This is a genomic window from Pantoea sp. QMID4, assembly GCF_030270445.1.
Taxonomy (GTDB): Bacteria; Pseudomonadota; Gammaproteobacteria; order Enterobacterales; family Enterobacteriaceae; genus Pantoea; species Pantoea vagans.
In genome coordinates, this window is the sequence record NZ_BSXL01000008.1 from 143,753 (window position 1) to 155,899 (window position 12,147).

Genomic DNA, 12,147 nt, shown 5'->3' on the forward strand with positions numbered 1-12,147 from the left:
GCGCGACAGGCTATGTTGCGTTCATTTCGGCTGCCAATTATCACAGGAAGAAAGTCATGTCAGAGCTTCCCGATCGCGATGCGATCAATGCCCTGTTTGCGGGTAATTATGCCGACCCTTTTTCGTTACTAGGGATGCACCGAACTCAGCAAGGCCTGGAAGTCAGGGCATTGCTCCCCGAAGCGCTCGAAGTGTGGGTCATTGAAACCTCCACCGGACGTAAACTGGCTCAGCTGGTGTGCGAGGATGCACGCGGCTTCTTCAGTGGCGTCATTCCACGCCGTAAAAATCATTTCCGCTATCAGCTGGCGGTGAACTGGCACGGCCAGCAAAATCTGGTCGATGATGCCTACCGCTTTGGCCCGCTGCTGCAGGAGATGGATTTATGGCTGCTGGCGGAAGGAACACACCTGCGTCCTTACGAGACGCTGGGCGCGCATGGCGATGTCATCGATGGCGTCTTCGGGACCCGCTTCTGCGTCTGGGCACCCAACGCCCGTCGCGTCTCAGTGGTTGGTGACTTCAACTTCTGGGATGGCCGCCGTCATCCGATGCGTCTGCGTCAGGAACTGGGCATCTGGGAGCTGTTTGTACCGGGCGCGGTCAACGGTCAGCTCTACAAATATGAAATTATCGATGCCAATGGTGAACTGCGCATCAAAGCGGATCCCTATGCCTTTGAAGCGCAGATGCGCCCGCAAACTGCGTCGATGATCTGTGGCCTGCCAGAGCCGGTTGAGATGAAAGAGGAGCGTAAAGCCGCCAACGGTTTTGACGCGCCCATCTCCATCTATGAAGTGCATCTGGGCTCCTGGCGTCGGCACACCGACAACAACTTCTGGCTGAGCTACAAAGAGCTGGCTGAACAGCTGGTGCCTTACGTTAAAGAGATGGGCTTTACCCATATCGAACTGCTGCCAATCAACGAGCATCCGTTCGATGGCAGCTGGGGCTATCAGCCACTGGGCATGTATGCGCCGACACGCCGTTTTGGAACCCGTGATGAATTCCGCGCCTTTATTGACGCCGCCCATGAAGCGGGCCTCAACGTGCTGCTCGACTGGGTGCCGGGTCATTTCCCCAGCGATGATTTCGGTCTGGCGCGCTTCGATGGAACGCAGCTCTATGAGCACAGCGACCCGCGTGAAGGCTTCCATCAGGACTGGAACACCCTGATTTACAACTTTGGTCGCCGCGAAGTAAGCAACTACCTGTCGGGCAATGCGCTCTACTGGACCGAACGCTTTGGCATCGATGGCCTGCGTGTGGATGCGGTGGCGTCAATGATCTACCGCGATTACAGCCGCAACGAAGGGGAGTGGGTGCCAAATCAGTACGGTGGCCGTGAGAACCTCGAAGCGATCGAATTCCTGCGTTACACCAACCGCACGCTCGGCACGGTGGCGTCCGGGTCGGTAACTATGGCTGAAGAGTCTACCGACTATCCTGGCGTGACGCGTCCGACCGAAGGCGGCGGACTGGGCTTCTGGTTCAAATGGAATCTGGGCTGGATGCACGACACGCTCGACTACATGCAGGTCGATCCCATCTACCGCAAGCACCATCACAACCTGATGAGCTTCGGCATGATGTACAACTACACCGAAAACTTTGTGTTGCCGCTGTCGCATGACGAAGTGGTGCACGGTAAGCGCTCGATTCTCGATCGTATGCCGGGCGACGCCTGGCAGAAATTCGCCAATCTGCGTGCCTACTACGGCTGGATGTGGGGCTTCCCGGGCAAGAAACTGCTGTTCATGGGCAACGAATTTGCTCAGGGCCGCGAGTGGAATCATGACGTCAGCCTGGACTGGCATCTGCTGGAAGGGGATGACAACTGGCATCACGGTGTTCAGCGTCTGGTGCGCGACCTCAACCATACCTATCAGCATTACACGCCGCTGCATCAGCTGGACTTTGAACCGGCAGGCTTTGAGTGGCTGGTGGTGAACGATGCGGAACACTCCGTCTTCGCCTTTGTCCGCCGCGACCGTGAAGGCAACGAAGTGATCGTCATCAGCAATTTCACCCCGGTACCGCGTTCGGGTTATCGCTTTGGCGTTAATCAGCCGGGCTACTGGCGTGAAGTGCTCAACACCGATCAGCATGAGTATCACGGTAGCGACGTGCGCATTCATCGGGTGCATACCGATGAGCAGGAGAGCCACGGACGACCGCAGTCACTGAGTCTCAATCTGCCGCCGCTGGCAACAGTCTGGCTGGTGCGGGAGGCTGAATGACCATTACTGCCGGCGATCCCGAACCGCTGGGTGCCCGTTACGATGGCAAAGGCGTTAACTTCACTCTGTTCTCACAGCATGCGGAGCGCGTAGAGCTCTGCCTGTTTGATGAACAGGGCGCAGAACAGCGTCTTAACCTGCCTGGCCGCAGTGGGGATATCTGGCACGGTTATGTTCCGGCGTTAAAACCGGGACAGCGCTACGGCTACCGGGTCTACGGCCCCTGGTCGCCGCAGCGGGGACATCGCTTTAACCCGGCAAAGCTGCTGGTTGATCCCTGCGCCCGCGCGGTGGAAGGCGATGTTCCGGATGACCCGCTGTTTCAGGGCGGCGACGCGCAGCCCGATCCGCATGACAACGCCGCGATTGCGCCTAAATGTGTGGTGGTAGCCGAAGATTTTGACTGGCAGGGCGATGTCGCGCCACGTATGGCCTGGGGCAACACGGTAATTTATGAAGCCCATGTGCGCGGCCTGACACAGCAGCATCCGGAAATTCCGGAAACGCTGCGCGGGACTTACGCGGCGCTGGGTCATCCTGTTATGGTGGATTACCTGCGCAAGCTGGGAATTACCACCCTTGAGCTGCTGCCGGTGGCCCACTTCGCCAGCGAGCCGCGACTGCTGCAGCTCGGCCTCAGCAACTACTGGGGCTATAACCCTTTTGCGCTCTGGGCGGTGGATCCCCGTTACGCTTCCGGTCAGCCGGGCGTGACGCCGTTGCAGGAGTTTCAGCAGGCGGTTAAAAGCCTGCATGCCGCGGGTATCGAAGTGCTGCTGGATGTGGTGTTCAACCACACCGCTGAGCTGGACGAGATTGGCCCGACGATCTCGATGCGCGGTATCGATAATGCCAGCTACTACTGGCTCGATGAGCAGGGCGGTTATCAGAACTGGACCGGCTGCGGCAACACGCTGAACATCCACCATCCGCAGGTGATGCTGTGGGCGCTGGAGGCGCTGCGTTACTGGGTGCGCGTCTGCCATGTCGACGGCTTCCGCTTTGACCTTGCACCGGTTCTTGGCCGCACACCTGATTACCAGCGTGATGCACCCTTTTTTGAGGCGATACGCGCCTGTCCGCTGCTCTCTCAGGTCAAGCTGATTGCAGAACCCTGGGATATCGGCCCTGACGGCTATCAGGTTGGCCGTTTTCCGCCACCGTTTGCCGAATGGAACGATAAGTTTCGCGACACTGCGCGTCGTTACTGGCTACATGGTGGCTTGAGCAATGGTGAGTTCGTCCGGCGCTTTGCCGCCTCCAGCGATCTCTACCAGCATGATGACCGGCCACCACACGCCACGGTTAACCTGATCACCGCCCATGACGGCTTTACGCTGTGGGATGTGGTGAGCTTCGAACGTAAACACAACGAAGCCAACGGGGAAGATAACCGCGATGGCCACGGTGATAACTACAGCCACAACCACGGCAAAGAGGGGCTGAACGTCAGCTTTGACGTGATCGAACGTCGCCGTCGCAGCGTGCGGGCACTGCTGACGACGCTGCTGCTGTCACAGGGCACGCCAATGCTGCTGGCTGGCGATGAGCGCGGCCATACGCAGCGCGGCAACAACAACGCCTACTGTCAGGATAACGCCCTGAGCTGGCTTGACTGGCAGGCGGATGAGAAGGGATTAGTCGGATTCACCGCAGCACTGATTGCTCTGCGCCAGCGCATTCCTGCGCTGACCGTAGATCGCTGGTGGCAGGACGGTGACGGCAATGTGCAGTGGCTCAATGCCGGTGGCCAGCCACTGCAACACGATGAATGGGCACAGGGGATGCACAGATTGCAGATCCTGCTGTCCGGCCGCTGGTTAATAACAATAAACGCCACGGATACGGTGAATGACATCGTGTTACCAGACGGAGAATGGCGTGCCCTTCCTCCTTTCGCCGGGGACGACAACCCCATCCTGCTAACTGTCTGGCATGGTCCCGCACACGGTGTGTGCGCGTTCCAAAAGCAATCATAAGGAGTCAGACATGGTTAAGTTAGACAGAACAGAACACCTGATGCTGGCCCGCCAGCTCCCTACACAGACGGTTGCTCTGATCCTTGCCGGCGGACGCGGCACGCGTCTGGTCGATTTAACGGCCAAACGTGCTAAACCGGCGGTGCATTTCGGCGGCAAGTTCCGCATTATCGACTTTGCCCTCTCCAACTGCGTCAACTCCGGTATCCGACGGATTGGCGTGATTACCCAGTATCAGTCTCATACCCTGACTCAGCATATCCAGCGTGGCTGGTCGATCTTCAATGAAGAGATGAATGAGTTTGTCGATTTGCTGCCAGCGCAGCAGCGCTTTTCGACCGAACAGTGGTATCGCGGAACGGCCGATGCCGTGACGCAAAACCTTGATGTGATTCGCCGCTATCAGGCGCAGTACATCGTGATCCTTGCCGGGGACCACATTTATAAGATGGATTATTCACGCATGCTGCTGGATCACGTGGTGAACGAGGCGAAATGTACCATCGCCTGTTTACCGGTGCCGGTGCATGAGGCCACGGCCTTTGGCGTGATGGCGGTGGACGAAGATAACAGGGTGGTCGACTTCGTGGAGAAACCCGCGAAACCGCCCACCATGCCAGGTGATGACACGCAGTCGCTCGCCAGCATGGGGATTTACGTGTTTAACGCGGACTATCTCTATGCGCTGCTGGAGGAGGATCTGCAGACGCCAGGCTCTAACCATGATTTCGGCAAAGATATCCTGCCGAAAATCGTGGCAAGCGGCGAAGGCTATGCGCACTCCTTTGCGCTCTCCTGCGTCCAGAACGATGACAATGCGCCGCCTTACTGGCGCGACGTCGGAACGCTGGAAGCATACTGGCGCGCCAATCTCGACCTGGCCTCGGTGATGCCTGAGCTTGATATGTATGACGTTACCTGGCCGATTCGTACTCACATGGAGCCGCTGCCGCCAGCCAAATTTGTTCAGGATCGTTCCGGCAGTCACGGGATGACCATGAACTCGCTGGTGTCGGGCGGCTGCATTATCTCCGGTTCGGTGGTGGTCAATTCAGTGCTGTTCCCACGCGTTCGCGTTAACTCGTTTTGCAATATTGATTCAACCGTACTGCTGCCTGATGTGGTAGTGGGTCGATCGTGTCGCCTGCGTCGCTGTGTGATTGATCGCGCCTGCGAACTGCCGGAAGGCATGGTTATTGGCGAAAACCCCGATGAAGACAGTCGCCGGTTTCACCGTTCGGATGAAGGGATCGTACTGGTCACTCGCGCCATGCTGGCAAGGCTGGCCAAAGCGGGGCTGTAAGCGATAAGCGGAACTTACGCAATCGGCACGCGGAGCGTGCCGGATAACTTAATGAGGTCGAGGATGCAGGTTTTACATGTCTGTTCAGAACTTTTCCCGCTGCTGAAAACGGGCGGACTGGCTGATGTAGTCGGGGCATTACCTCAGGCGCAGATTGCGGGCGGCACGGATACACGGGTACTGTTGCCCGCTTTTCCCGCATTGCGCAAAGGCATACCCGATCTCCAGGTAGTGACGGAGCGAGAGACATTTGCCGGTCATATACGTCTGCTATTTGGTGAATTTAATGGTGTGGGCATCTACTTAATTGATGCGCCTGGCCTCTACGATCGTCCCGGCAGTCCCTACCATGACGAGTCGCAGTTTGCGTATGTTGACAACTATCTGCGCTTTGCGCTGCTGGGCTGGGTCGGCTGTGAACTGGCGTGCGGCATGGACTCTATGTGGCGTCCCGAGATTGTGCATGCGCATGACTGGCATGCTGGCCTGACCTGCGCCTATCTGGAAGCGCGTGGTCGTCCGGCTAAATCCGTCTTCACCGTACATAACCTGGCGTACCAGGGGCTGTTCATGGCGCATCACATGGATGAGATTGGCCTGCCGTGGTCGTTCTTTAACATGCATGGGCTGGAGTTCTTCGGTCAGATCTCCTTCCTGAAAGCGGGACTCTTTTACGCTGACCACATTACGGCGGTGAGCCCGACTTACGCTCATGAAATTACCTCTGCCGAATATGCTTATGGCATGGAAAGCCTGCTGGCGCAGCGGATGCTGGAAGGCCGTCTTAGCGGGATCCTCAATGGCGTCGATCCCTCTATCTGGGACCCGGCGCACGACCTGCTGCTGAGTGCGCGTTATAACCGCGACACGCTGGAAGCGAAAGCGGAAAACAAACGGCAGCTGCAGGTGGCAATGGGCCTGAAGGTGGATGATAAAGCGCCGGTATTCTGCGTGATCAGCCGTCTGACCAAACAGAAGGGCCTGGACCTGGTGCTGGAAGCGCTGCCTGGCCTGCTGGCGCAGGGCGGACAGCTGGTGCTGCTGGGACAGGGTGATGCCGAGCTGCAACAGGGATTTCTGGCGGCAGCGGCGGAGCATCCGGGCAGCGTGGGTGTGCAGATTGGCTATCACGAAGCGTTCTCCCACCGTATTGTCGGTGGCGCGGATGTCATCGTGGTGCCGAGTCGCTTTGAGCCCTGCGGCCTGACTCAACTTTATGGCCTGAAGTATGGTACGTTGCCGTTAGTGCGCCGCACCGGCGGGCTGGCAGATACCGTCAATGACAGCTCTCTGGAGAACCTGGCCGACGGTATCGCCAGTGGCTTCAGCTTTGAAGATGCCAACGCCTGGTCGCTGTTGCGGGCCATCCGGCGCGCGTTTGTATTGTGGTCCCGTCCTTCACTGTGGCGTTACGTTCAGCGTCAGGCGATGGGCATGGACTTTAGCTGGCAGGTGGCCGCACAAGCCTACCGTGATCTCTACCAACGTTTGATGTAACGGATTGGGAAAACTGGATATGAATGCACCTTTCACTTACGCCTCACCAACGTTGACGGTTGATGCCTTAAAGCATTCGATTGCCTACAAACTGATGTTCACTATCGGCAAAGATCCCTCGATCGCCAACAAGCACGAGTGGCTCAACGCCTCGCTGCTGGCAGTGCGCGACCGGATGGTGGAGCGCTGGCTGCGTTCCAGCCGTGCCCAGCTCTCTCAGGATGTCCGCCAGGTCTATTACCTGTCGATGGAGTTCCTGATGGGCCGCACGTTAGGGAATGCGCTGCTGGCGATGGGGATCTATGACGATCTCAACCAGGCACTGGATGAGATGGGTCTGGATCTGGCCGAGCTGATGGAGGAGGAGAACGATCCGGGGCTGGGCAACGGTGGTCTGGGTCGCCTGGCGGCCTGTTTCCTCGATTCACTGGCAACGCTGGGCATGCCGGGCCGCGGTTATGGCATCCGCTATGATTACGGCATGTTCAAACAGAACATCGTGGAAGGTGAGCAGAAAGAGTCGCCGGATTACTGGCTCGAATATGGTAATCCGTGGGAATTCCAGCGTTTCAATACCCGTTACAAAGTACGATTTGGCGGTCGCGTCCAGCATGAAGGCACGAAGGTGCGCTGGCTTGAGACCGAAGAGATCCTGGCGATGGCCTATGACCAGATCATTCCTGGCTTCGACACCGATGCCACCAATACCCTGAGACTGTGGGGTGCGCAGGCCAGCAACGAAATCAACCTCGGCAAGTTCAACCAGGGCGACTACTTCGCGGCCGTGGAAGATAAAAACCACTCTGAAAACGTGTCGCGCGTACTCTACCCGGATGACTCCACCTATTCAGGCCGTGAGCTGCGTCTGCGTCAGGAATATTTCCTGGTTTCCGCCACCGTGCAGGACATCCTGAATCGTCACTGGCGGATGCACCAGACCTGGGACAACCTGGCGGACAAAATCGCCATTCACCTGAATGATACCCATCCGGTGCTGGCGATCCCCGAACTGATGCGCCTGCTGATTGACGAACATAAATTCAGCTGGGACAGCGCCTTCGACGTCTGCTGTCAGGTCTTCTCGTATACCAACCATACGCTGATGACCGAAGCGCTCGAGACCTGGCCGGTCGATATGATCGGTAAGATCCTGCCGCGCCACCTCAGCATCATTTTCGAGATTAACGACTTCTTCCTCAAGACGATTCAGGATCATTACCCTGATGACCTGGACCTGCTGTCGCGCATTTCGATCATCGACGAGAACGATGGACGCCGGGTACGCATGGGCTGGCTGGCCGTGGTGGTCAGCCACAAAGTGAATGGCGTCTCAGAGCTGCACTCTAACCTGATGGTCCAGTCGCTGTTTGCCGACTTCTCCCGTCTGTTCCCGGGCCGCTTCTGCAACAAAACCAACGGCGTCACCCCACGTCGCTGGCTGGCGCTGGCGAACCCGGCGCTGTCAGAGGTACTGGATGAAGAGATTGGTCGCAACTGGCGTACCGATCTCAGCCAGCTGGATGAGCTGAAAGCCCAGATCGACTATCCGGCGTTTATTGAAAAAGTCGCGGTTGCCAAGCATCAGAACAAGCGCCGGCTGGCCGACTGGGTGGCGAAGAATCTGGATGTGGTGCTCGACCCGAACGCGCTGTTTGATGTACAGATCAAGCGTATTCACGAGTACAAACGTCAGCTGCTTAACGTGCTGCATGTGATCACCCGCTACAACCGCATCAAGGCCGATCCGCAGGCAGATTGGGTGCCGCGCGTGAATATCTTTGCCGGTAAAGCAGCGTCGGCTTATTACGTCGCCAAGCACATCATTCATCTGATCAACGATGTCGCGAATGTGATCAACAACGATCCGCAGGTGAAGAACAAACTGAAGGTGGTCTTCATCCCGAACTACAGCGTGAGTCTGGCACAGATCATTATTCCGGCGGCCGATCTCTCTGAGCAGATCTCGACCGCAGGGACGGAAGCGTCCGGTACCAGTAACATGAAGTTTGCGCTGAACGGTGCGCTGACGATCGGTACGCTGGATGGCGCCAACGTTGAGATGCTGGATCACGTCGGGGAAGAGAACATCTTCATCTTTGGTAATACCACGCCGCAGGTCGAAGCGCTGCGTAAGGGCGGCTATAACCCGCGTGACTATTACGAAAAGGATGAAGAGCTGCATCAGGTGCTGACTCAGATTGCCTCTGGCGTATTCAGCCCGCAGGATCCGGGCCGCTACCGCAATCTGTTCGATTCTCTGGTTAACTTCGGCGATCACTACCAGTTACTGGCGGATTATCGCAGCTATGTAGATACCCAGGATAAGGTGGATGCGCTCTATCGTAAACCGGATGAGTGGCAGCGCCGCGCGGCGAAAAATATCGCCGGCATGGGCTACTTCTCGTCGGACCGTACCATTCAGGAGTACGCCGATGAGATCTGGAACATCTCACCAATAAGGCTGTAGGATCCGGGCAGTACGCCTTTCTGACGTTCTTTGCGGCCGGGTAACCGGCCGCCACATTGCCATCTTCTCTTCCGACCCTCCCGCCATCCCGCACGCTTTTCCACAGGGTTCAGCGTCTTATGATTTCTGTGCCTGTATTTGCCCGCAGAGCGAGCCAGATCATTACACCCTGGCTGAGAATCGCTACTATGCGGGAAAGCAAAACGACCCGACAGGCAACCGCGGCCCATGAGTGACAACATCAATCAGGAAATTACCTTCCGCAAGCTCAGTGTCTTTATGATGTTTATGAGCAAAGGGAATATCGCCCGCACGGCGGAAGCGCTGGCGCTAAGCAGCGTCAGCGTGCATCGCGCGCTGCACACGCTGGAAGAGGGCATCGACTGCCCGCTGTTTATCCACAAAGGCCGTAACCTGGTGCCGTTGCCTGCCGCCTGGACGTTGCTGGACTACTGTCGTGACGTGACGACCCTGATGGGCAAAGGGATTGAAGAGGCGCGTAAGGTGGCGGGCATCGGCGTAGGTCGTCTGCGGCTTGGCACGCTCTACTCGCTGACGCTTGAAACCATTCCCCGGCTGATCATGGGCATGAAACTGCGTCGGCCCACGCTGGAGCTTGATCTGACCATGGGCTCCAATCAGATGCTGCTGAACATGCTGGAAGATGACGTGCTGGATGCCATTCTGATCGCCACCGACGATGGCGAACTCAGCGATGCGCATTTTGATGTGATTCCGCTGTTTGAAGACCGTATTTTTCTGGCTGCGCCAGCCGGGGAGACGCGGGAGGGAACCGGCCCGGTGGATCTGCGTGATTTTGCCGACCGTGATTTTGTCTCACTGGCTGAGGGATTTGCCACCTATACCGGTTCGCAGGAGGCGTTTCAGATAGCCGGATTTGAACCGCGCATGGTCACGCAGGTAAATGATATCTTCTCAATGATAAGCCTGGTGCAGGCGGGCATTGGCCTGGCACTGATCCCGGGACGGATGAAGAAGGTGTATGAAAACAACATTCAGTTGCTGCCGCTCGCTGGGCCTTATCAGATGCGTCAGCAGATCTCGATTGTCTACTCACATCGTCGCGAACGCGATAATGACCTGCTGGCCCTGGCGGCAGAAGGGCGGATGTATGCCCGCAGCCTTACTGACTCAGCCGTTTAGCCAGATGCAGCGCCACCTCGACGCTGTTGCGCTCCATGCAGATCGCTTCGCCCTGCCAGCCCGCCTGCAGCGTCAGGCCGGTCAGCACATTGCCAGGCGGCATCTCAATCGCCAGTCGGGCATCGCGCTGATTAGCGGAAACCATCGCATCATTCCACTGCACCGTGCGCGCCATATTAAAGGCGAGATCGTCAGCAATCTTCTCCGGTTCCCAAATCACCCGTCCGGTTGAGCCGCTGAGATAAGCGCAATCGGGCCGCGACAGGCTGACGGACTCAAACGCGCGCGCCAGTTCGGCGGCGGGCTTGTCCAGCAGCGCGCAGTGCGACGGCACGCTCACCGCGAGTTTAACGGCTTTGCTGGCACCGGCATCCAGCGCTTTCTGCGCCACGACAGCCATATCCTCGTCACAACCGGCAATCACAATCTGCGTTTCCGCATTCAGGTTGGCGATGTAGGTATTGCTGCCAGCCAGCAGCTTCTCCAGACGATTCAGTGTCAGGCCGGTGATGGCGGTCAGGCCATATCCCTGCGGATACGCCTGTTCCATCAGATCACCGCGCAACGCAACCAGCCGCAGGGCGTCGCTGAAATCGAGCGCACCGGCGATCACCGCAGCGGGAAATGCACCAATCGACAGGCCACTGACAATGTCCGGTTTCACCCCACGGCGGATCAGCTCGCGTGCCCAGGCGACTCCCGCAATCAGCAGGCTGAGCTGGACGGTGCGGGTGTGGCGCAGCGCATCAGTGCTATCGAGCCGGTCAGTCTCGTCGCCCAGTATCGCTCGCACACTGTTTAACACCGCGTCGCCGTCGGGCAGATGCTGCAGCATCCCGGCACGCTGGGTGCCCTGGCCGGGAAAGGTAAAGAGTATTTTCATGGATTCTCCCTGCTCCAGGGTGAAGCGGTCAGTATCGGTCCGGTATCGGTTTTTAACAGCACGCGACCCTCACGCAGCCACTCGTTCAGCGCAAATGCGCCATACGGCGTTTCCACCTGAGTATCCACCCGGCAGTCCAGCGAGTCGGTCTGCGTCAGCCACTGTTGCAGCGCATAGGGTGGCAGCGGCTGCGGAGCGCGGATCACTAAATCAAGATCGCTGGCAGCGTGCAGCGTGGGCCGCTGCGTCGCCAGCGCATAACCGGTGCTGCCGGTAATGCCCCAGAGCCAGGGCCAGAAAGTCTCGCTGAGCGAAATCGCCGCGCGAACCGGCGTATAAGCGGTAAAGGGTGAATCCAGCAGCCATGTCCGTTCTGCCAGCCTCTCTGGCGTCACCATCCGGACAATATCGGCTGGACTAATCCAGCCGGCAGCACGCTGCTCACGTCGCTCACCGCGCACACCCACCGGAATCAGACCGGATTCACGGTGGTCGCGCCGTACCACCACTGGCAGATCGGGATGCCAGAACTGGCTGACCCAGCTCTCTTTAACTGCGGCTAACGCGTCACTGTGACACAGCCAGAGCAGATCGTGGGGGCGCGGCGCACTCAT

Annotated in this window: 8 protein-coding genes; 6 read left to right on the forward strand and 2 right to left on the reverse strand. The window is 58.1% G+C overall.

Annotation, left to right across the window (positions count from 1 at the left end):
* Positions 1 to 56: 56 nt before the first annotated feature.
* The 6 genes from glgB to QSK07_RS18515 all read left to right on the forward strand — a co-directional run bounded on the left by glgB (position 57) and on the right by QSK07_RS18515 (position 10,650).
* Positions 57 to 2,240, forward strand: coding sequence for a 1,4-alpha-glucan branching enzyme (glgB, locus tag QSK07_RS18490; protein WP_285722192.1), 2,184 nt, complete (start codon positions 57 to 59; stop codon positions 2,238 to 2,240).
* Positions 2,237 to 4,219, forward strand: a complete 1,983-nt coding sequence (gene glgX, locus QSK07_RS18495; RefSeq protein WP_285722194.1) for a glycogen debranching protein GlgX — start codon at positions 2,237 to 2,239, stop codon at positions 4,217 to 4,219. The genes glgB and glgX overlap by 4 nt, the downstream gene beginning before the upstream one ends.
* A 10-nt stretch (positions 4,220 to 4,229) precedes the next feature.
* Positions 4,230 to 5,522: a glucose-1-phosphate adenylyltransferase gene (gene glgC / locus QSK07_RS18500; protein ID WP_098052164.1), complete on the forward strand. Its 1,293-nt coding sequence runs from the start codon at positions 4,230 to 4,232 to the stop codon at positions 5,520 to 5,522.
* Between the two features lie 63 nt (positions 5,523 to 5,585).
* Positions 5,586 to 7,019: a glycogen synthase GlgA gene (gene glgA, locus QSK07_RS18505; protein WP_098052165.1), complete on the forward strand. Its 1,434-nt coding sequence runs from the start codon at positions 5,586 to 5,588 to the stop codon at positions 7,017 to 7,019.
* A 19-nt stretch (positions 7,020 to 7,038) separates the two neighbouring features.
* On the forward strand, positions 7,039 to 9,486 hold the full coding sequence (gene glgP, locus QSK07_RS18510) for a glycogen phosphorylase (protein WP_285722196.1): 2,448 nt from the start codon (positions 7,039 to 7,041) through the stop codon (positions 9,484 to 9,486).
* Positions 9,487 to 9,714: 228 nt separating this feature from the next.
* Positions 9,715 to 10,650: a LysR family transcriptional regulator gene (locus tag QSK07_RS18515; RefSeq protein WP_275222271.1), complete on the forward strand. Its 936-nt coding sequence runs from the start codon at positions 9,715 to 9,717 to the stop codon at positions 10,648 to 10,650.
* On the opposite strand, the gene mdcH is transcribed toward QSK07_RS18515, so the two are convergent.
* On the reverse strand, positions 10,631 to 11,533 hold the full coding sequence (mdcH, locus tag QSK07_RS18520) for a malonate decarboxylase subunit epsilon (RefSeq protein ID WP_275222270.1): 903 nt from the start codon (positions 11,531 to 11,533) through the stop codon (positions 10,631 to 10,633). The genes QSK07_RS18515 and mdcH overlap by 20 nt on opposite strands.
* On the reverse strand, positions 11,530 to 12,147 hold the full coding sequence (locus tag QSK07_RS18525) for a malonate decarboxylase holo-ACP synthase (RefSeq protein WP_285722200.1): 618 nt from the start codon (positions 12,145 to 12,147) through the stop codon (positions 11,530 to 11,532). Before QSK07_RS18525 ends, mdcH begins: the two co-directional genes overlap by 4 nt.